This is a genomic window from Nocardia shimofusensis NBRC 100134 (genome assembly GCF_001613125.1).
In the GTDB taxonomy this organism is placed as follows: domain Bacteria; phylum Actinomycetota; class Actinomycetes; order Mycobacteriales; family Mycobacteriaceae; genus Nocardia; species Nocardia shimofusensis.
The window spans coordinates 13213-33054 of sequence record NZ_BDBT01000040.1 but is presented as its reverse complement, the minus strand read 5'-3'; the positions used below and the strand labels follow the sequence as shown (position 1 = coordinate 33054).

Annotated in this window: 19 protein-coding genes; 13 read left to right on the top strand and 6 right to left on the bottom strand. The window is 69.9% G+C overall.

Annotation, left to right across the window (positions count from 1 at the left end; genetic code table 11):
* Positions 1 to 110: 110 nt before the first annotated feature.
* The 10 genes from NS3_RS26405 to NS3_RS26360 all read left to right on the top strand — a co-directional run bounded on the left by NS3_RS26405 (position 111) and on the right by NS3_RS26360 (position 10610).
* The gene (locus tag NS3_RS26405) at positions 111 to 566 is read left to right on the top strand and encodes an SRPBCC family protein (protein ID WP_067865190.1); all 456 of its coding nucleotides are present in this window, start codon (positions 111 to 113) and stop codon (positions 564 to 566) included.
* 138 nt (positions 567 to 704) lie between these two features.
* Positions 705 to 1871: an alpha/beta fold hydrolase gene (locus NS3_RS26400; RefSeq protein ID WP_067865187.1), complete on the top strand. Its 1167-nt coding sequence runs from the start codon at positions 705 to 707 to the stop codon at positions 1869 to 1871.
* Between the two features lie 221 nt (positions 1872 to 2092).
* Positions 2093 to 3142 (top strand): ABC transporter substrate-binding protein, encoded by a 1050-nt coding sequence (locus NS3_RS26395; protein WP_245649824.1) that lies wholly within the window; start codon positions 2093 to 2095, stop codon positions 3140 to 3142.
* Positions 3142 to 4005, top strand: a complete 864-nt coding sequence (locus tag NS3_RS26390) for an ABC transporter permease (RefSeq protein WP_084495950.1) — start codon at positions 3142 to 3144, stop codon at positions 4003 to 4005. The genes NS3_RS26395 and NS3_RS26390 overlap by 1 nt, the downstream gene beginning before the upstream one ends.
* On the top strand, positions 3981 to 4742 hold the full coding sequence (locus NS3_RS26385) for an ABC transporter ATP-binding protein (protein WP_084495949.1): 762 nt from the start codon (positions 3981 to 3983) through the stop codon (positions 4740 to 4742). The genes NS3_RS26390 and NS3_RS26385 overlap by 25 nt, the downstream gene beginning before the upstream one ends.
* Positions 4739 to 6091 carry an LLM class flavin-dependent oxidoreductase gene (locus NS3_RS26380; protein ID WP_067865184.1) on the top strand — a complete coding sequence of 451 codons (1353 nt, stop codon included), beginning with the start codon at positions 4739 to 4741 and terminating at the stop codon, positions 6089 to 6091. The genes NS3_RS26385 and NS3_RS26380 overlap by 4 nt, the downstream gene beginning before the upstream one ends.
* A 76-nt stretch (positions 6092 to 6167) precedes the next feature.
* Complete coding sequence (locus NS3_RS26375) at positions 6168 to 7391, top strand: MFS transporter (RefSeq protein ID WP_084495948.1); 1224 nt, start codon at positions 6168 to 6170, stop codon at positions 7389 to 7391.
* Between the two features lie 83 nt (positions 7392 to 7474).
* On the top strand, positions 7475 to 8584 hold the full coding sequence (locus NS3_RS26370) for an acyl-CoA synthetase family protein (protein WP_245649823.1): 1110 nt from the start codon (positions 7475 to 7477) through the stop codon (positions 8582 to 8584).
* Entirely contained in the window at positions 8584 to 9957 is a 1374-nt protein-coding gene (locus NS3_RS26365) for an aldehyde dehydrogenase family protein (RefSeq protein WP_084495947.1), read from the top strand. Before NS3_RS26370 ends, NS3_RS26365 begins: the two co-directional genes overlap by 1 nt.
* A 185-nt stretch (positions 9958 to 10142) precedes the next feature.
* Complete coding sequence (locus tag NS3_RS26360) at positions 10143 to 10610, top strand: PaaI family thioesterase (protein WP_067865176.1); 468 nt, start codon at positions 10143 to 10145, stop codon at positions 10608 to 10610.
* 62 nt (positions 10611 to 10672) lie between these two features.
* Here NS3_RS26360 and NS3_RS26355 read toward each other — a convergent pair whose 3' ends face one another.
* Genes NS3_RS26355 through NS3_RS26330 form a run of 6 tightly spaced genes read right to left on the bottom strand, consistent with a single transcriptional unit; the run spans position 10673 to position 15645 of the window.
* Positions 10673 to 11527, bottom strand: coding sequence for an acyl-ACP desaturase (locus NS3_RS26355; RefSeq protein ID WP_067865174.1), 855 nt, complete (start codon positions 11525 to 11527; stop codon positions 10673 to 10675).
* A gap of 13 nt (positions 11528 to 11540) precedes the next feature.
* Positions 11541 to 12374: an SAM-dependent methyltransferase gene (locus NS3_RS26350; RefSeq protein ID WP_067865173.1), complete on the bottom strand. Its 834-nt coding sequence runs from the start codon at positions 12372 to 12374 to the stop codon at positions 11541 to 11543.
* Positions 12371 to 12628, bottom strand: coding sequence for an acyl carrier protein (locus NS3_RS26345; RefSeq protein WP_067865171.1), 258 nt, complete (start codon positions 12626 to 12628; stop codon positions 12371 to 12373). Before NS3_RS26345 ends, NS3_RS26350 begins: the two co-directional genes overlap by 4 nt.
* Positions 12625 to 13158, bottom strand: a complete 534-nt coding sequence (locus tag NS3_RS26340; protein ID WP_067865165.1) for a thioesterase — start codon at positions 13156 to 13158, stop codon at positions 12625 to 12627. The genes NS3_RS26345 and NS3_RS26340 overlap by 4 nt, the downstream gene beginning before the upstream one ends.
* Positions 13155 to 13949, bottom strand: coding sequence for a ferritin-like domain-containing protein (locus NS3_RS26335; protein ID WP_067865164.1), 795 nt, complete (start codon positions 13947 to 13949; stop codon positions 13155 to 13157). Before NS3_RS26335 ends, NS3_RS26340 begins: the two co-directional genes overlap by 4 nt.
* A 34-nt stretch (positions 13950 to 13983) precedes the next feature.
* A complete protein-coding gene (locus tag NS3_RS26330) occupies positions 13984 to 15645 on the bottom strand; it encodes an AMP-binding protein (protein WP_067865196.1) in 1662 nt (553 codons plus the stop codon).
* 206 nt (positions 15646 to 15851) lie between these two features.
* Between NS3_RS26330 and NS3_RS26325 the strand changes: the two genes are divergently transcribed.
* From NS3_RS26325 to NS3_RS26315, 3 genes are all read left to right on the top strand, one after another.
* Positions 15852 to 17276: an FAD-dependent oxidoreductase gene (locus tag NS3_RS26325; protein ID WP_245649822.1), complete on the top strand. Its 1425-nt coding sequence runs from the start codon at positions 15852 to 15854 to the stop codon at positions 17274 to 17276.
* Positions 17277 to 17358: 82 nt separating this feature from the next.
* Positions 17359 to 18627, top strand: coding sequence for a cytochrome P450 (locus NS3_RS26320; RefSeq protein ID WP_067865163.1), 1269 nt, complete (start codon positions 17359 to 17361; stop codon positions 18625 to 18627).
* Between the two features lie 217 nt (positions 18628 to 18844).
* Positions 18845 to 19837 (top strand): acyl-CoA desaturase, encoded by a 993-nt coding sequence (locus NS3_RS26315; protein WP_067865162.1) that lies wholly within the window; start codon positions 18845 to 18847, stop codon positions 19835 to 19837.
* The last annotated feature ends 5 nt before the right edge of the window (positions 19838 to 19842 follow it).

Here is a 19842-nt window from a genome sequence, read left to right as displayed (position 1 = left end):
GCCCCCAACATTGTTGGGGGCCTTCGTCGTTTCCGGAGCAATTCGCGTCGTCGGGGAATGGTGGTCCGCGGAGATCCGCACCGGATGGCCGCGCGGACTACGGTGGCGGTATGACGGCCACCAGGATCGGCAAGCACATCCGAGCTTCCCGCGACACGGTGTATCGACTCCTGCTCGACGGCTCGGCCGTCGCGAAGTGGATGGTGCCGGACGGGATGTCCAGCGAGGTCCACGAGTTCGACGCCAGGGAGGGCGGGGCGTTCCGTATCACCCTCACCTACGACGACCCGGCCGCGGCCGGCAAGACGACGGGCAATACCGACAGCTATCGAGGGCGGTTCGTCATGCTCGTTCCCGGTGAGCGGGTGGTGCAGCTGGTGGAATTCGACACCGAGGATCCGGCGGTGAGCGGTTCGATGACGATCAGCTACACACTCACCGAGGTGAACGGCGGCACCGATCTGGTGGCCGTGCACGAGGACCTGCCCAGTGGGCTCAGCCCCGATGAGAACGAGATCGGCTGGCGGATGTCGCTCGCGAAATTGGCGGCACTGGCCGAGGACTGAGCGCTCCCGATTGTCACGGGCGCCGGGCAGGCCGGAGGGGCGAATCGAGCGTGCGGATTCTCGATGCGCGGCCGGGCAGCGTCGGTGGGGCAGCGTCGGTGCGTGGCAAGGGCGTGGGGCCGTAGTTACCGTGGAGTGATGTCGCCGTTGGACAATTGGCATCCGTCCACCGTCTCCGACTGGGACGACCAGCGGCGCAAGACTCGGTTGCGGGAGACACGCCTGGGGCGCCGCGGACCGAGGTTGCGTCGCACCAGGACCGTCCTGATCCGGTCGGCCGGAGCGCTGCTGATACTGCTCACCCTGCTCGTTCGGTACTGGGTCTACGACGTCGCGCCGGAGCGAGCCCGGCTCGCGCTCACCGCGCCCGCGCTGCTACCGGTCGCCCCGCCCGCCGACGAGCGGGACTGGGACACCGCGGTCGTCGACCTGGTGGGGCTGGGCGGACTCAACGCCACCGACACCGCGGCCGCCCTGCCGGCGCTGCGGGACCTGGGGGTGGTGTGGGCGATCAGATACGACAACCAAGGCATCGACAGCAAGGTGATCGCGGACTTGGTGGTGCGCGCCGCGCAGATGTCGGGGGTGCGCAATATCGTGCTCGTCGGGCACAGCATGGGCGGGGTGATCGCGCTCGAGGTCGGTGAGCACATCCATCAGGACAGCGACCGCAGGCTCTCCGCGGTGCTGCTGGATTGCACGCCGGTCGATCTGAACGCGGTGCGGCCGGAGAGTCGCGGGCGCGGCGAGGACATGCTCCGCTGGATGGGCTGGCTGCCCGGCGCCCGGGAGAGCCGGATGTTGCGGATGGTGGTCGAAACCTACGCACGGCGTGAGCGCATCGTCGACGTCGCCACCGATCCGGTGCCCGGTCTGCGCGCCGACGGATTGCGTGAGGTGCTGGTGGAGGTGGCGACCGAGAAGGTGTTCTCGCAGGACACAGCGAGCAACGGCCTGATCGAATCGCAGTTCCGGGCGATTGTCGGCGGTGGCGCGGTGGACAATCTGCGCGCGTTGTCGCGAGCGGACGGCGACAAGCCGCGTCCGGCGATCGTGTTCCTGCGCCCGCGCGACGCGAGCAGCGACCGCGTGGTCGATGTCGAGTACTCCCATCGCGTGCTGATCGAGCAGGTGGGCGGGCCGGGCGGCAGCTTGCTGGTGGGGATGCCGCGCGGCACCGGGCACGCGAATCCGAAGCAGGCTCCGGAGCGATACAACGCCGTTGTCCAGCGCCAGGTGGTGCCGTTCGTAGAGCGGTACCTGGATCAGGCGCGCGACGCCGAGACCGCCGCCGCTCCGCCGTGACGCTGCTGTGCGGTGCGCGCCGAGCACCACGCGCGGTGCCGGAAGGTTACCGGAAAATGCGGCGATAGCAGCGGATTCGTGGTTCCGTGCAGGTGCTTTGTCCGGCCTCCGCCGATTCGAATCACGGTGTGGGCAATGGTGTCGGACAGGTGTCACCCGTTGCTTCAATACTGGGCATGTCAGGAACCCGTACCAAGTTCGGCCGACGTGGTCGCCGTCGGATGACCGCCGTTCTGCTCGCCGTGGCGATCGCAGCGACACTGGGAACGGCCGGCTGCGCCGAGGACGGTGGACCGGTCGGTGAGGCAGCGACGACGCCGCTGTCGACAGAGATCCCGCCCGGCACCGAGCTGGTGATCGCCGACCAGTCGGAGCGCCTGCAATCGGCACTGCGGTTCTCCGGTGAGCTCGACAAGCTGCCGTTCGAGGTGGAGTTCGCCAACTTCGTCGGCGGCCCGGCCATTCTCGAGGCCTTCCGCGCCGGCGCGGCGGACGTCGCTCCCGTGGGGGACACGCCGCCGATCCACGCGCTGGCCGCGGGGCAGGACGTGCCGATCGTGGCCGCCTACCAGACCAGCGTCAGTGGTTTGAAACTCGCTGTGGCGCCCGGTGTCTCGGTGCCGACGCTGAAGGACCTGAAGGGCAGGAAGATCGCCTACGCGGAAGGCACCGCTCAGCAGGCCGCTGTGCTGCGAGCGCTGGACAAGGCGGACCTGAGCGTCGACGACGTGAAGCTCGTCCGATTGCAGCTGGCGGAGTTCCTCGACGCCGTGCGTACCGGCCAGGTCGACGTGGCGCCGCTCATCGAGCCGAATGTCACCCGATTCCTGCGCACCGAAGGCACATCGCTGGTCCCCGACGAGCAGACCCGTGGCATCTACACCGGCCTGGCCTATCTGTACGCGCGTCGCGCGGTCACCGACGATCCGGCGAAGTCTGCGGCGCTCGCGGCCCTGGTCGGAGCGTATGTGCGCGCCTACCAGTGGGTGAACACCCATCCCGAGGAATGGAAGCAGCAGTACTACGTGGGCAATCAGAAGGTCTCGCCCGAGGACGCCGACCGGATCGTGGAGTCGCTGGGCCGCTACTCCTTCCCGCACCTGGACCAGAACCTGATCGACCGTCAGCAGCAGACCATCGACGTCATCGACGCCGCCGGGCATCTGCCTCGCAAGGTCCGAGCCGCCGATGGCTTCGACCTGCGTTACGACGCCGTCGTCACCGAAGCCGTGATCGAGTCGGGCGCCGCGTTCGAGCCGGAGGAGAAGTAATGGCGACCTTGGAAGCAACCGGCGTCCTGCGCCGGTTCGGGACCACCGGGGCCACGGCGGACCGCGGCGAGAGCTCCGGTCGCCCCCGGCGGAAGCTGGGGCCGGGCAGGCAGATTCCGTTCGGCTTCGCGCTGGGCCCCGGGCTGCTGATCGCGATCTGGGTGATCGGTTCGGCCGCGGGGGCGATCGACCCGGAGACCCTGCCCGCGCCGTGGACGGTCGCGCAGACCGCCGGGGATCTGATCGCGGACGGTCGTCTGCCGTCGAATCTGTGGACGTCGCTGCAGCGGGCGCTCATCGGCCTGGTGCTCGGGGTGGCGATCGGTGTGGTGCTGGCGCTCATCGCGGGCTTGAGCAGGCTCGGCGAGGCCGTGATCGACGGACCGGTCCAGATCAAGCGCGCGATTCCGACGCTGGCGCTGATCCCGCTGTTCATCGTCTGGTTCGGCATCGGCGAGCAGATGAAGCTGATCGTCATCACGCTCAGCGTGCTGGTGCCGATCTACATCAACACCCATGCCTACCTGCGCAGCGTGGAATCGCGGTACGTGGAACTGGCCGAGACGGTGCGATTGTCGCGCACGGACTTCGTGCGCAAGATCGCGCTGCCCGGCGCGCTGCCGGGATTCTTCATCGGCCTGCGGCTGGCGGTCACGATCTCCTGGCTGGCGCTGGTGGTGGTGGAGCAGGTCAACGCGACCAGCGGCATCGGCTACCTGATGACCCAGGCGCGGACCTACGGCCAGATCGACGTGATCGTCGTCGGCCTGGTGATCTACGGCCTGCTGGGTCTGTTCGGTGACGTCGCCGTACGTGCGGTGGAAAGGAAGGCGCTGTCATGGCGACAGACACTCGGGGACTGAACGTGGTCCGTATCCGCGAGCTGAGTCGCGGGTTCGGTGACCGCACGGTGTTGCGCGACATCGATCTCGAGATCGCTCGGGGCGAGTTCGTGGCGCTGCTGGGCCGCAGTGGGTCCGGCAAGAGCACGTTGCTGCGGGCGCTGGCCGAACTCGACGAGAACGTCACCGGCTCCGGCGAGCTCAGTGTGCCCACCGAGCGCGCGGTGGTGTTCCAGGATTCGCGGCTGCTGCCGTGGACGCGGGTGCTCGACAATGTGATCCTCGGGCTCGGGGGCAAGGGGGCGGCCGAGCGCGGCAAGGCGGCGCTGGCCGAGGTCGGTCTGGCCGGTCGTGAGAAGGCGTGGCCGCGTGAGCTTTCCGGTGGTGAGCAGCAGCGTGTGGCGCTGGCGCGATCGCTGGTGCGTGAGCCGAAGCTGTTGCTGGCCGACGAGCCGTTCGGCGCGCTGGACGCGCTGACCCGGATCAAGATGCACGCCCTGCTGCAGGACCTGTGCGCCGAGCACAAGCCGGCGGTACTGCTGGTCACCCACGATGTCGACGAGGCGGTGGTGCTCGCCGACCGGGTGCTGGTTCTCGACGACGGCGTGCTCTCCACCGATCTGCGCGTCGATGTCCCCCGCCCGCGCCGCCACAGCGATCCCGAATTCATCCGTGCCCGTGAGGTTCTGCTCAACGCCCTCGGCGTCGACACCGAACCTCGTCCCGCCGCGCTCGAGAAGGAAAAGCAAGCATCATGAGCGACCAGCCCCGTCAGCTGAGTTTGAACGCGTTCATCTACCCCTCCGGCCATCACGAGGCCGCGTGGCGACACCCCACGGGCAGCCCCGAGCGCATCTACGACATCAGCTACTACCAGGAGATCGCCCGCACCGCCGAAGCGGCCAAACTGGACGCGGTGTTCTTCGCCGACGGCCCCGCCTTGCGGTCGAATGTGAAGTACAACGCCGCCGCCGGGCTCGAGCCGATCACACTGCTGACCGCGATCGCCGCCGCCACCAGCCGGATCGGTCTGATCGGCACCGCCTCGACCACCTACTACGAGCCCTACAACCTGGCGCGGCTGTTCTCCAGCCTCGACCACCTCTCCGGCGGTCGTGCCGGCTGGAACATCGTCACCACCGGAACCGATCTGGCGGCCGCGAACTTCGGTCTGGATCAGCATCCCGTGCACGCCGATCGCTACGCCCGGGCGCGGGAGTTCGTCGATGCCGTGGTCGCGCTGTGGGACAGCTGGGAGGACGACGCGATCCTGCTCGACAAGGAGCAGGGGCGCTACGCCGATCCGGACAAGATCCACCGGATCGACTTCGAGGGTGAATACCTGCGCGTGCGCGGTCCTTTCAACTCCGCGCGCACGCCGCAGGGGCATCCGGTGCTCGTGCAGGCCGGTGCGTCCAACGAGGGCCGCGCGTTCGCCGGGCAATACGCCGAGGCGATTTTCACCGCGCATCAGCGGCTCTCGGATGCTCAGGCCTTCTATTCCGACATCAAGGGCAGGGCCGCGGAGTTCGGCCGCAACCCCGATCACGTGAAGATCCTGCCGGGTATCAGCCCGTTCATCGGTGACACCGAGGCCGATGCCGCGCGGCTCGAACGCGAGTTCAACGAGCTCACGGTGCCCGAGTACGGCCTGACGCAGCTGGCAGGCATCGCCGGTCGCGATCTGCGGCATCTGGACCTCGACGAAAGAGTGCCGGCGGACCTGTTCGCCGACGCCGGCGATGTCACCGACAACGATCGCAGCCGCCTGCAGGTGGTCGCGGGCATCGTGCGGCGGGAGAATCCGACGCTACGGCAGCTGCTGCATCGGCTGGCGGGCGCGCGTGGGCATCGGGTGTTCGCCGGCACCCCGGAGCAGGTCGCCGACACCATCGAGGAGTGGTTCACCCAGGGCGCTGCGGACGGTTTCAATGTGATGCCGCCGTACTACCCGGGTGGGCTCGAGGTCTTCACCGAGACCGTGGTGCCGATCTTGCAGGAACGCGGCCTGTTCCGCACCGAGTACACCGGGACCACCCTGCGTGACCACTTCGGCCTGCCGCGTCCGGAGAGCCGGTTCGCCGCCCAGCCCGCGTCGGCGTGGTGAGCGGCCTACCGCAGGGGTACCCGGATACGGCATCCGGCCCGGACACGGGCCCCGAGGACAGCATCGGGGCCCGACGATGAGCATCGAGGAGGTCGCCGCGCCGCGGGTGACGGCCGACCGGGTGAAGCTGAGCAGCTTGACCTGGTCGGTGTTCGTGCCGATGGTGCTCTACGGCGCCGGGGCGGGGGCGGCCGCGCCGATGTTCGCCTTGCGCGCGCTCGAGCTCGGCGCGTCGGTAGGGATGGCGGGTCTGGTCGTCGCGCTCAGCGGGCTGGGCATGGTGCTGACCGACCTGCCCGCGGGCCGGATCGTGGCCAGGGTCGGCGAGCGCGGGGCGATCGGGCTCGGCACCGCACTCGGGCTCGCGGGCGTGCTGGCCGCGATCGCCGCGCCGAATCCGGCCGTGCTGGCGGTGGGCATGCTGCTCACCGGCGCGTCCGGTGCGGTCTGGGGACTCGCCCGGCAGACCTACATCGCGGCGGTGGTGCCGCCGCGGGAGCGGGGACGGGCGCTGTCGGTGCTGGCGGGCTCGCATCGGCTCGGCTTCTTCGCCGGGCCGTTCCTCGGCGCCGGGCTCGTGCACGCGATGGGGCCCAACGGCGCGCTGTGGTTGCAGTGCGCGACCACCGCGCTGGCCGGTCTGGCGATGATCGCCGTCCGCGATGTCAGCAGTGGCGGCGGCGCGGGGCACACGCTGACCTCGGTGGTCGTCGAGAACCGCAGAGTGCTCGGCACTCTCGGCTCCGCGGCACTGCTGACCGGTGCGGCTCGCGCGGCCAGACAGTCGCTGCTGCCGCTGTGGGCGGCGCACATCGGGCTCAGCCCGGTGACGACCAGCCTGATCTTCGGCATTTCCGGCGCGGTCGATGTGCTCTTGTCCTATCCGGCGGGCGTCTTCATGGACCGTTTCGGCCGACGCGCCACCGGGGTGCCGTCGATGCTGTGCTTCGGACTCGGCTACGCGGTGCTGCCGTTCACCCACACCGCGGTGACGACGGGGATCGCCGCGGTGCTGCTGGGGCTGGCCAATGGCATCAGCAACGGGCTGATCATGACCGTCGGCGTGGATGTGGCTCCGCCGGGGAAACAGGCGGAGTTCCTGGGCGCCTGGCGGCTCACCCACGACATCGGCATGTTCGCCGGGCCGCTGGCGATCGGCGCGATCAGCGCGCTGGCCGTGCTCGGCGCGGCGTCGATCGTGCTCGCCGGGTCGGCGCTGGCCGGTGCGTGGGCGATGTATCGCTGGTTTCCGGCGGGGCCCGGCGGGGTGGGCGGACATACCAGACACAGCGGGCGGTGATCGGGCGGACCGGCAGCAGGCGATCGTGTCATCGAGGTTGCGGCATACGGGTTCTGCCCCGCGGCGCTCACGCGATAGTTGGCGTGGCATACCCGCAGCTGGAGGGCAATATGTGTTCTGCCGTACTCGATATCTCCACGGTCCCGGTCGATCCCGACGAATACGTTCGGGAACTGATGAGGTGGCATTTCCGGCCGGAGACCGGTAGCCCGTACTGGCTGCGCCGGGCGAGCACCCTGGGTTTCGACCCGATCGCCGACGTCCGCACCTTCGACGACCTGCGCCGATTCCCGAATGTGATCGACGAATTCCGCGATGTCGCTATCGAGGATCTGATTCCGCGCGGGCTCGACGGCGCGGATCGGGTGATCGCCGGAATCTTCGAAAGCGGCGGCACGACCGGTCTGCCGAAGCGCTTCGTGATGTTCGATCGGTGGATGGAATTCGCGCTCGGCTGGGACGAATTCCATTACGCGGAACTCGGCACACTGAACACGCTCGCGATCGCGCCGAGCGGCCCGCACATGTTCGGCGAATTCGCGGCCAGGCGGGCGCGCCGCCACCACGGCGTGAAATTCACCGTGGACCTCGATCCGCGCTGGATCAAATCTCTGATCGCCCGTGGGGACACCGAACAAGCCGATCGCTACGCCGAACACCTCATCGATCAGGCCGCGCACATTCTGACCACCCAGTCGGTCGGCATTCTGATCACCACCCCGCCCCTGCTCGAGCGCTTGGCGCGGCGGCCCGAACTGGTCGAGGCGGTGCGCGCGCAGGTGCGTTTCATCTGCTGGAGCGGCGCGCACATGGACGCGGATTCGCGCGACATCTTCCGGCAGGAGATCTTTCCCGGCATTCCGGTGAAAGGTCTCTACGGCAGCACGACGATCCTGGGAATGTCGCGGGAACGGCCCGAGGAGCACCCCGACGGGCTGCCGGTCTTCGACGCGCCGAGCCCGTACATCGTGTTCCGGGTCGTGCGTCCCGGCACCGACACGGACGTGGAATTCGGCGAACGCGGTCAGGTGGTGATGAACCACCTCACCAAATACGCGTTGCTGCCCAACAATCCGGAGCGCGATATGGCGACCAAGGTGCGGGCGTTGCCCGGTGCGCTCGGCTGCGCCGTCGCCGACGTGGGGCCGGTCGCCACCTTCGGCGATCGCGCCGTGATCGAAGGCGTGTACTGATGGACATCCAGATCGACGCCCTCGGCCCGGGTGGCGCGTACCGCTCCCGCGGACGCCTTCCGCTGACATCGACCGGAGGAGAGCGGATCGGCGAGATCTCCCAGGTGCCGCCACTGTATGTGCGACGCACCCTCGCCGCGATGCGCGCCGCCGCGGTCCTGCCCGTCGAGGAGCGGCTGGCCGCGCTCGACAAGGCCGCGGAGTTGTTCCTGCACGGCACGGTCGGCGGCCTCGACCCCGACCGGTACGCCCGGCTCGTCTCGACCGCCTCCGGTGTGCCGCTGGCGGTGGTGCGGCAGTCGGTCGACTGGGTCGCCGACGTGCTGCGGTCGCAGCGCGCCGTCGCCGAACTGGCGATGCCGCGCGGGGCCGTAGCGACGTGGCGCGACGAGCGGACCCTGACCGGCTCGGCGGTCTGGACCCGCAAGGGCGATCTGTTCGCGGTGCACGCCGCGGGCAATACCCCCGCCGTGCACGGGCTGTGGCCGGAGGCGCTGGCCCTGGGCTACAAGGTGGCGGTCCGGCCGTCGACCCGCGAGCCCTACACCGCCTTCCGGTTGGTGAGCGCACTGCGGGAATCCGGTTTCCCGCCGGAGATCGTGACGCTGCTGCCGACCGATTACGCGGCGGCCGACGTGATCATCGCCGAATCCGATTTCGCCATCGTCTACGGCGGACAGGACGTGGTGGACAAGTACGCCGCGAACCCGCGAGTGCTGACCCAGGGACCGGGGCGGTCGAAGATCCTGCTCACCGGGGAGGTCGACTGGCGGTCGAAGATCGACCTGCTCGCCGGTTCGGTCAGCCATCTCGGCGGTACCGCGTGCACCTGCGCCACCGCGATACTCGTCGAGGGCGACCCCGAACCCGTCGCCCGGGCGGTCGCCGAGGCGTTGGCCGCCATCCCCAGCCTGCCCGCCGACCATCCCGAGGCGATTCTCACCGTGCGGCCGGTGCAGTCCGCCCGCGAGACGGCCGCGTATCTGGCCGAGGTCGCCGGTGACGCGCGTCCGATCCTCGGCGCGGACACCGTCGTGGACGAATTGCCCTCGGGCGGCGCGGTCCTGCGCCCCGCCGTGCACCTGGTCGCCGACAGTTCGGCTCCGCAACTGGGCGTCGAACTCGGCTTCCCGTGCGTGTGGGTGGGCCCGTGGCGCCCCGAGGACGGCATCGCGCCGTTGCGGAACTCGCTGGTGCTCACCGCGATCACCACCCGCGACGACCTCATCGGCCAATTGCTGGACGAGCCGTCGGTCACCAACCTCTACGTCGGGGACAACCCCACCACCTGGCTGCGCCCCGGTGTCCCGCACGACGGCTACCTCGCCGAGCATCTCATGCGCACCAAGGGGATGATCCGGTCCGCGACCTGATCGGCCGCTCGCGCCCCGGCCGCGGCCACCAGCGGTCCGTGCCGAGGCTGTCCGAGCTCGAAGGACGCTGAAAAGGCTTGTCGGATCGGACGATAGGAATCGGGCATGCGACGCCGCGGGCACCGGCGAAGTTCACCGGCCGCTGGTCGAATGGGGCGGCATCGTCCGTCAGAGAGGAAGAAGCCATGACCAGTATCGACACGCGGTCCGAGGGCACGGTCGCCGCGCGCGTCAATGAACTGACCGCCGTCTTCGAGCGCGGGCTGCAGGAGAACCTGGGCGTCGGGGCGTCGCTGGGCATCCGGTTGGAGAGCGCGAGCGAGGGCCGCACGCGGTACTACCTCGACCCGAACCCGGCCACCATCAACGCCATGTTCACCGTGCACGGCGGGGTCATCGCGACCCTGATGGACACGGCGATGGGCAGCGCGGTGTTCACCACACTCGGTGACGGCGTGGCCTATACGACGCTGGAGCTGAAGGTGAACTTCATCCGGTCGGTGACGATGGACGGGTCACGGCTCACCTGTGAGGCGACCGCCATCCACGTCGGCAGGCGCACCGCGACGGCGGAGGCCAGGATCACCGACGCCGCGGGCAAGCTGATCGCCCACGGCTCCACCACGATCATGGTGCTGCAGCCGGAGAAATGAAGGGCTGCGAAACCGGCCCCCAGCAAGGAAATCCGTGCTGGGGGCCACTTTCGTAGCCGGGCTCAGGGCAGGGCGCGGCACTGCGTGATGAACCGCACCAGCTCGTCGAGCCGGTCGGTGCGGGCGTCCACGGCACGGTCGAGCACCTTCACCAGGTGTTCGTAGGCCTGGGTGTGGTCGTAGGAGGCCACGTCGGCGATCTGCAACGCCCACCGCCAGTAGCCGCGCATGGTGTCGGCCAGCGGCATCCGGAAGTCGGCGATCACGTCGCGGATCGGTTCCGTTGCCGCGTCGCCCTGCACCCGGAGGTAGCGGCCGACCACGTCGGCCATGAAGCTGAAATGGCGTGCCTCGTCGCGGGCCAGCCGTCCGAGCACCGCGGCCAGCACCGGATCGTCGACGACGTCACGCAGCTGTTGGTAGTACATCTGGGTCGCCTTCTCCTGCACGAGCGCGTAGGCGAAGAACTGCACCGGATGGTCGTAGGGCAGATCGAACGGCTTCTGGCCCTCCACGGCCAGTTCGGTGCGCAGCGCGCCCCGGTCGGCGATGCCGGAGGCGTGCTGGTACCGCGCCAGCGCGCGGGCGTGGGTGTCCTCCTCCAGCGCCCAGCGGACGGTGAAGTGGTACAGCTCGCGATTGTGGACGAAGCTCGCGCGATCGACGCTGTCGTCCACCGGGAAGTACCGGCGGTAGACGTCGAAGTAGCCCGGCAGGTGATCTTCGATCAGGGTGACGAACCGCACCGCCGAACGCTGGCCCTCGGTGAGCCGGTCCGCGTCGGCGCGCGACCAGTCGAACGCGGTCTCCACATCCCAGGAGCGGGCGGCGGGCGAGGCGGCCAGGAAGGCGTCGACCGCCGCCGCCACCTCCTCGACAGGGATCAACGCGGACTCGATGTCGCTCACCTTCTTCATCGGGCGGCTCTCCTCATCGGGCGTTGCGGCAGGTCAGCGCGTAATGCTTGGTGGTGTAACCCCACCCCGCGTTGGCGATCTCCAGGTAGTGCCGCAGCTGGTCGGCCAGGCCGGGCCGGTGCGCGTCGATGCGCGCGGCCGCGGCGTCCACGTTGGCGATCCAGTCGTCGATGGTGCGGCGGTAGTGCTCGGTGAGGTCGTCGACCGCGATGATCGAGAACCCGGCGTCCTCGGCGGCGGTCACCAGCTCCGACAGCGGACGCAGCTCGCCCCAGCCGAAGATGTCCTCGCGCACGAACTCGGTGCCCGCCCGGCCGTCGAACGCGGTGCGCGCGGCGGCGTTGCGGAAACAGCTCTCGGAGACATACAGCGTCCCGCGCCTGCGCAGCACCGCGCGGGCCTTGCCGAAGACCGCGTCCAGATCGGGCATGTGCACGATGGAGCCGAGCAGGGTGACCGCGTCGACACTGCGCGCGGGCAGGTCCATCCGTTCGAAGTGCCCGACCTCGGTGCGGACCCGCTCGGCGACGCCGCGTGCACCGGCCTGCGCGGCGATGTACTCGTGCTGGCGTGGCGCCGGGCTGACGCCGGTGGCGCGGCAGCCGAACTCCTCGGCCATGAACAGGATCAGCGATCCCCAGCCGCAGCCGACGTCGAGCAACTGCTCACCGCCGCGCAGCCCGAGCCGTTGCGCCACGAACCGCAGTTTGCGCCGCTGTGCCTGCTCGAGGGTATCGGCCGGTGACTCGTAGAGCGCGGAACTGTATTTGCGCAGCGGATCCAGGAATTCGCCGAAGATCTCCGGGTCGAGGTCGTAGTGCTGGTTGGTGTCGGCGGTGACGCTCACGCGGCGGCCTCGCGCAGTGCCCGGTCGACCACGGTGACCACGTCCTCGATGCTGGACAGCCCGAACACGTCCTGGTCCTCGAGCTCGATGTCGAAGGTGCGCTCGATCTTGGCGACCATGCGCAGCACGCGCACCGAGTCGACCCCGGCCATGCCGCGCAGGTCGGTCTCGGGCCGCAGCTCGGCGGCGGGGATGCCGGTCTCGGCGAGGGCGATCTCGGTGACGGTCCGCAGGATTTCGGCGGTGTCGGTCATGAACGGACTCCATTCGTGGCAGCGGGATCTCGCGTCGCGAGTGCGTGCGAGAGGGCGGCGACCTCGTCGTCGCCGAGCGTGAGGTGGTCACGCGCGTCCTCCAGCGCGAACGGCTGGTAGGTGGCGGTGGAGGTGGCGCAGACCGCGCCGTCGGCCGCGCGGATCTCGGCGCGGGCCCGCAGCGGCTGTCCCGCCGGGGTCGGCTCGAGGGTGGCGACGCAGTGGTAGTCGCGGTCGATCAGCAGCGGCGTGAGGAATCGGGTGCGCTGGGTGACGGTGAAGGCGGGACGGTGCCGGGTCAGCACGATCAGGTTGCCCATCAGTTCGTCGCAGATCACGCCGACCAGCCCGCCGTGCACGACGCCGGGGTAGGACTCGAACGCGCGGCCGAGCCGGAAATCGGTGCGCAGCCCGTCCGGGTGCGGGGTGAAGGTCAGCCGCAGCCCGGCGGCATTGTGCGGGGAGCAGCCGAAGCAGTGGTAGTCGGGGATCACCGACCACGGCACCGCGACGGGTTCGCCGGTCGTCATGGTCGGGCGAGGGCGTCGGCGAGGGCGCGGCGAACCCGCGCGTTGCTGGACAGGTCGAGTCCGGTGATGCCCGCGAAGGTGCGACGGACCTTGTCGTGCAACGCATCCAGTTCGCCGTCGGCGGCCACCTGCGCGAGGAACAGCTCGAAGCCGGTGTCGATCGTGGCGTGGTCACCACCCTCGCTGATGCCGGCCTTGAAGGTGCTCACCGGATGCTTGATCTTGGCTTCGGAGCTGTAGACGTACAGCGTCTCCAGCACCGAGGGCAGTTCGTCCGGACGTCGCTTCAGCCGCTCGGTGGCGTAGTGGATGAACTCGCGCGCGTGCCCGGCCTCGTCCCTGCTCGCCTTCAGCAGCAGGTTTTTCAGCACCGGCTCCTGCACCCAGGCGGCGACCGCGCGGTAGACGTGGTTCACGGTCAGTTCGGAGATGATGTTGGTGGCCAGGGTGGCCGCGGGGGTGGTGCCCGGTGCGTACGGCGCGCGCATGGCGCGCACGGCCTCGTCGTCGACGCGGTGTCCGACCGCGCCCAGCCAGGCACGGAAGGCATAGTGGTGCTGCACTTCCTGGAAGCCCCACACCACGGCGAAGGTGGAGAAGTCGTAGTCGTCGACGAACTCGTCGAGGAACCCGTGCACGGCCGCGATGACATTGGATTCACCCATCGCCGCGCTCTCGGCCAGGGTCACGTACTCCGGACGGACCAGCGCGGTGTCCACGGCGTCGAGCTCGAGATCGGTCAGCCGCCAATGCAGGCGCTCGTAGTGGCGGAAGACGTCGTAGCTGTGCACGGTGGCTCCATTCCTGAGGTGCTTGGGGATCGGGTCAGCGCTGTCGTGCGAGCAGTTGCCCGGCGGCCAGGCGCTGCAGCTTGCCGCTGCTGGTACGGGGAATGCTGCGCGGGGCGACGAGGTGGACCTCGACGGCGGCCAGTCCGAGTTCGGCGGCGACTCGACCGCGCAGCCGCTCGGCGAGCGCCTCCGCGTCCGTGCCCTCGAGTTCGGTCTCGGCGATCAGCGCGATGACGTCGGCACCGTCCCGGTCCGCCGCGGCGGTGCATCGCCCCTGGTAGACGCCATCGAGTCCGCGCACCGCGTGCTCGACGTCCTGGGCGTAGTAGTTGACCCCGCGGACGGTGATCATGTCCTTGCACCGGCCGGTGACGAAGAGTTCGCCGTCGCGCAGGTAGCCCAGATCCCCGGTGCGCAGCCAGCCGTCGGCGAACATGCCGGTCGCGCTCGCCGGATCGCCGCCGAGATAGCCGTCGGTGACAGACGGGCCCTGGATGAGGATCTCGCCGACGCCGCCGTCGGGCAGGTCCCGGCCGTCGAGATCGACGACGCGCAAGCGCAGCCCGGCCACCGCGGCGCCGACCCCGGCCACCGCCCGCGCGCCCGGCTCGTCGGCCGAGATCGGCAGTGCCACCGCGTCGTCCGCGAGCCGGGTCCGGTCGACCCACTCGAACCGCGGCCCCCGGCCCAACGGTGGGAAGGCCACGGCCAGGGTCGCCTCGGCCATCCCGTAGACGCCGAACATCGTCGACGGAGCGAACCCGGCAGGCGCGAACCGCGCGCAGAAGGCGGTGACCACCTGGTGCGAGATCGGCTCGGAGCCGTTGAACGCGATCCGCCAGCGTCGCAGGTCGTAGTCGCCCGCCTGCTCCGGCGGCACCGCGGCCAGCAGCGCCTCGTAGCCGAAGTTCGGCATGGCGGTGATCGTGGACCCGCTCGCGGCGAATTCGGCCAGCCAGCGCGCGGGGTCCTTGACGAAGGCCACCGGCGACCACACGTGCGCGGGGATGCCGCGCAGGATCGCCGAGAGCGTGCCGAACAGGCCCATGTCGTGGAACAGCGGTAGCCAGAATCCGCCGCGGTCGGTGTGGTCGAGCGCGATGCCGGTGCGGATCGCGGCCAGGCCGGCGAGCACGTTGCGGTGGGTCAGGCGCACGCCCTTGGGGTTGCCGGTGCTGCCGGAGGTGAACTGCACGACGGCCAGGTCGTCGGCGGTGATGTGGGGCAGTGCGGTATCGGCCGGGTGGTCGGTCTCCGTCAGTGCCGCGGTGTCGAGGGCCGAGACCTGCCCGTCGGCGCAGGCTCCGAGCAGGGCGCCTGCCCCGGCGAACCGATGCGACACCAGCACGGTGCGCATCCGGGCGGCCGCGGTGATCGCGGCGAGCTTGCGGGGGAAGGCGTCCGTCTGGCGCGCCCCGGCGGGTAGCGGCAGGGGAGTGGCCGCGCCGCCCGCCGCCGTGACCGCGAACAGCGCGGTCAGGAACTCCGGGGCGTTCGGGCACAGGATGCCCACCGGTTCACCGCGCCGCACCCCGTGCCGGACCAACGCGGCCGCCATGACGAGAGACCTGCGATGCAACTCGGCGTATCCCACGGTTTCCGACACCGACCAGAATGTCGCGGGCACGTCGGGGTGGGCGGTCGCGATGTCGGACAGCCGGCCCGGCAGAGTTTCGGCGGTCTGCGCAGAATCCATGCTCGCCACGACAGCAGCGAATGGTGACATCGCGCTGAATTCGTTGTGAACCGGCGACGGTGATCATCACTGACGATCAGCCAATCGAATTGAGACATAAAGTATTTCGGCTATTGCACGATAGAAGCGGGCGATGAGTGCGCGCCGTCGGGATCGGCGGGCGGCACGATCGGCAGGGAAAATCGTTTCCCATTCAGGAGTTGCCGGTGAATTCCGACCGATCCGCCGCCCAGGAATCGTCGCCCGGTGAATCCGCGAGCGAACCGGGGCGCGCTGTTGTCCTGGGCGCGGGTATCGCCGGACTGCTGGCCGCCCGGGTGCTGTCGGAGCATTTCGCCGAAGTCCTTCTCGTCGAACGTGATCCGCTCGACGCCGACGATCCGCGGCGTGGCGTGCCGCAGGCCCGCCACCTGCACGGGCTGCTGGATCGCGGCCGCACCGTCCTCGAGCAGCTGTATCCGGGGTTCACCGCCGAGCTGACCGAACTCGGCGCGGGCACCGCCGAGGCGCTGGTGGGCACCCGCTGGTATCTGAGCGGCCTGCGCGCGGCGCCGACCTCGACCGGTCTCACCTCGCTGATGGCGACCAGGCCGGTGCTCGAATCGGTGATCCGCCGCCGCACCCTGGCGACGCCGGGCATCGGCTGGTGCACCGGCACCGCGCGTGGTCTTCTCGGCGACGCGGGCGAGGTGACCGCCGTCCTGCTGTCCGACGGTTCCGGAATCCGGCCCCGGGCCGCGGATCTGATCGTCGACGCGACCGGTCGCGGCTCCCGCGCCCCGCAATGGCTCGCCACGCTCGGTGCGTGCGCGCCGGCCGAGGAGCGGCTCGAGGTCGACCTCGGCTACGCCTCGGCTCTGTTCCCGTGCGCCGACGGCCAATTGGACGGACACCGCTCGGTCATCATCTCCACCGGCGCCGGTGGGCGCGGCGGCGGCGCGATCCGGGTCGAGGGCGACCGCTGGCACGTCACGCTGGCCGGGATGCTCGGTGACCATCCGCCGACCGACCCCGCCGGATTCGCGGACTTCGCCGCCACCCTCGCCGCGCCGGACATCCATCGGCTGATCACCGCGGCCGAGCCCGCCGGCGGCTGGGGCCGCACCGCCCGGGACCAGCACACGATCGTGCCGCACAAGTTCCGCGCCCCCGTGCGCCGCCGTTTCGACCGCCTGCCATCCGTGCCGCGCGGCTTCCTCGTGCTCGGCGACGCGTTGTGCAGCGTCAATCCGCTGTACGCGCAGGGGATGACAGTCGCCGCGCAACAGGCGCTGGTGCTGCGCGACTGCCTGACCGCCGGCGCGGGCGCGGACCTGCCCGCCCGGTTCTATACCGCCGCGAGCGACGTCGTGGACGTCGCCTGGCGGCTGTCGGCCGGGTCGGACCTGGCGAACCCGGGGGTGACGGGGCCGCGCACCCTGCGCACCCGGCTGACCAATGCCTATGTGGCGCGGGCGCATCGGGCCGCGCACCTCGACCCGGTGGTGTCGCGCACCTTCCTGCGAGTGGCCAACCTCGTGGAGCCGCCCGCCGCGCTGCTGCGACCCGATCTCGCCCGCCGCATCCTGTGGCGCCGCGACGGCGGGACCGGCCCGGCCGATGCGCCCGCCGTCGCCGAGCCGACCGGGTGAGCGGCCGCCCTCCCCGGACCACTGCCGCCGAAACGAACTCGTCCACCCCCCAACGAACCCCCGACCGGAGGGACCACTCGACATGGAATCGACTACCGCGAGCGCGGTTGCCGCGGACAAAGACGCCGCGATCCAGACCGCCATCGCCCACGTCTTCGGCCTGGAAGGGCGCCCGGACCCGTACTCCGCGGCCCGCGTCCTGCGGGAAGCGGGGCCGTTGCATCAGACCCCGCTCGGCCACTACCTGCTGACCCGCTACGACGACTGCGCGGCCGTGCTCTCGACCACCGCGTGGAGCCACGCGGAGGAGGCGGCGATGATGCATCCGACCGTCTCGCCCGAGGACGCCGCCGAAGAGCTGCCCACCTCGTTCCTGTGGATGGAGCCGCCGGACCACACCCGGCTGCGCAACCTGGTGACCAAGGGCTTCACCCCGCGCATGGTGACCCGGCTGCGGCCGCGCATCGAGGAACTGACCGAGCAACTCGTCGACGACGCGCTGGCCGCGGGCGAGTTCGATCTGATCGAGAAGATCGCGTATCCGCTGCCGCTGATCATCGCCTGCGAGCTGATCGGCGTGCCGTCGGAGGCCTACGACCAGGTGCACCGGTGGTCGCAGGATCTCGCCCGCGGCTTCGACCACGACTACACGCTGCCGGAGGAGGCGCTGCGCGCCCGCAGCGCGGGCTCGCGGGGATTCATGGCCTACTTCCGCGAACTGCTCGACGCGCGCCGCCGCGAACCGGCCGACGATCTGCTCAGCGCGCTCTCCCAGGTGGAGGACCGCGGTGATGTGCTGACCGAGCAGGAGCTGCTGGCGACCTGCATCACCACCTTCGTCGCCGGGCACGAGACCACCGCCAACCTGATCGGGACCGGCATGCTGCAGTTGATGCGCAACCCGGAACAGATCGCGGCACTGCGGGCCCGCCCCGAACTCACCGCGTCCGCCCCCGACGAGTTGCTGCGGATGGAGCCCTCGGTGCAGATGACCACCCGCGCCGCCACCCGGCCGATCACCGTCGCCGGCCGGGAATTCGAGCAGGGCGAAGGGGTGGTGGTGCTGATCAATTCGGCCAACCGCGACGACGACGCCTTCCCCGGCTCCGACCGGCTCGACGTGTCCAGGTACTCCGATCCGCACCAGCCCGCCAAGAAGCACCTCGGCTTCAGCCTGGGCATCCACTACTGCCTCGGCGCGCCGCTGGCGCTGCTGGAGATGGAGGTGCTGCTCGACGTGCTGCTGCGCAAGGTGCGCGACATCGAACCCCTCACCGAGACACCGTCGTACAAGCCGAATGTCGTCATCCGCGGCTTGGAGTCGCTGCCCACCCGGTTCACACCCGCCTGAGCGGTCGGGCCGGCGGTGCGAACGGCACACCGCCGGGCCCGGCGGGCGATTCACTTCGGTGATCGTCCGATTCGCAAGGCTTTTCGCCCCCGGATCACCCGGTCGTCGCTGGATACGCTCGTCCCATGTCGCGACCGGGAGTCGCGTCGGACCGTCGAATGTCTCTCGCGGCCGACGTTGCCGGTCGACCATACGCACTTTCGTGAAGGGAGCCGCCATGTCCGATGCGGACATCGAGCGGGTAGCGCCGGAATCCCATGCGCCGAAACAAACCCGGCGCGCCGCCCCCCGCAAGCTCGCGGTGGACAGCCCCTACCTGCATCGCCTGCAACGCCGTCACTTCCTGCTGTTCGACGTGCTGCCGATCGTCGGCGTCGCGGCCGCGATCGCATTCGCCTGGGTCCATCCGGTCGGGGTCACCGAAATCGCTCTGCTGATCGGCGGATGGATGGCGACGGGCCTGGCGATCACGGTCGGCTACCACCGCCTGTTCACCCATCGCACCTTCAAGGCCGCTCCGCCGGTGGTGGCGGTGCTGGCCGTGGTCGGGTCCATGGCCGGACAGGGCGGCGTGCTGTCCTGGGTCGCCATCCACCGCCGTCATCACGAGTGCAGCGATCAGGAGGGCGATCCGCATTCCCCGAATCTCTCCGGCGACGGCTTCCTCGGCCGGGTGCGCGGACTGGCGCACTCGCACTTTCTGTGGATGCGCCGCCACGAGTACCCCAATATCGTCCACTACGCGCCGGACCTGCTCAAAGACCGCATGCTGGTGCGCATCTCCCGGCGCTACCACTGGTGGGTGGGCCTCGGCATGGCGATTCCCGCGCTCATCGGCGCGCTGGTCTACCAGAGCTGGACCGGGGCGGTCAGCGGGCTGCTGTGGGGCGGCCTGGTGCGGATGTTCGTGCTCGAGCACATCGTGTGGGCGATCAACTCGTTCCTGCACATGTTCGGCACCCGCCCCTACCGGGCTCGCGGCAACAGCCGCAACGGCGGGATCTTCGCTCTGATCTCGTTCGGCGAGTCCTGGCACAACAACCACCACGCCTTCCCGGACTCACCGTCGTTCGGTCTCGACTGGTACCGCCTGGATCCCGGGTACTGGCTGATCCGCCTGCTCGCACTCGCCGGCCTGGCCTGGGACGTGCAGGTGCCCAGCCGCGAACGCCTGGCCGCCAAACGAATTCGACCCATCCAGCCCGTCTAGTGAAA

Coding starts and splice junctions, on each gene's coding strand:
- NS3_RS26405 (WP_067865190.1), top strand. CDS start 111: ATGACGGCCACCAGGATCGGCAAGCACATCCGAGCTTCCCGCGACACG.
- NS3_RS26400 (WP_067865187.1), top strand. CDS start 705: ATGTCGCCGTTGGACAATTGGCATCCGTCCACCGTCTCCGACTGGGAC.
- NS3_RS26395 (WP_245649824.1), top strand. CDS start 2,093: ATGACCGCCGTTCTGCTCGCCGTGGCGATCGCAGCGACACTGGGAACG.
- NS3_RS26390 (WP_084495950.1), top strand. CDS start 3,142: ATGGCGACCTTGGAAGCAACCGGCGTCCTGCGCCGGTTCGGGACCACC.
- NS3_RS26385 (WP_084495949.1), top strand. CDS start 3,981: ATGGCGACAGACACTCGGGGACTGAACGTGGTCCGTATCCGCGAGCTG.
- NS3_RS26380 (WP_067865184.1), top strand. CDS start 4,739: ATGAGCGACCAGCCCCGTCAGCTGAGTTTGAACGCGTTCATCTACCCC.
- NS3_RS26375 (WP_084495948.1), top strand. CDS start 6,168: ATGAGCATCGAGGAGGTCGCCGCGCCGCGGGTGACGGCCGACCGGGTG.
- NS3_RS26365 (WP_084495947.1), top strand. CDS start 8,584: ATGGACATCCAGATCGACGCCCTCGGCCCGGGTGGCGCGTACCGCTCC.
- NS3_RS26360 (WP_067865176.1), top strand. CDS start 10,143: ATGACCAGTATCGACACGCGGTCCGAGGGCACGGTCGCCGCGCGCGTC.
- NS3_RS26355 (WP_067865174.1), bottom strand. CDS start 11,527: ATGAAGAAGGTGAGCGACATCGAGTCCGCGTTGATCCCTGTCGAGGAG.
- NS3_RS26345 (WP_067865171.1), bottom strand. CDS start 12,628: ATGACCGACACCGCCGAAATCCTGCGGACCGTCACCGAGATCGCCCTC.
- NS3_RS26340 (WP_067865165.1), bottom strand. CDS start 13,158: ATGACGACCGGCGAACCCGTCGCGGTGCCGTGGTCGGTGATCCCCGAC.
- NS3_RS26330 (WP_067865196.1), bottom strand. CDS start 15,645: ATGGATTCTGCGCAGACCGCCGAAACTCTGCCGGGCCGGCTGTCCGAC.
- NS3_RS26320 (WP_067865163.1), top strand. CDS start 17,359: ATGGAATCGACTACCGCGAGCGCGGTTGCCGCGGACAAAGACGCCGCG.
- NS3_RS26315 (WP_067865162.1), top strand. CDS start 18,845: ATGTCCGATGCGGACATCGAGCGGGTAGCGCCGGAATCCCATGCGCCG.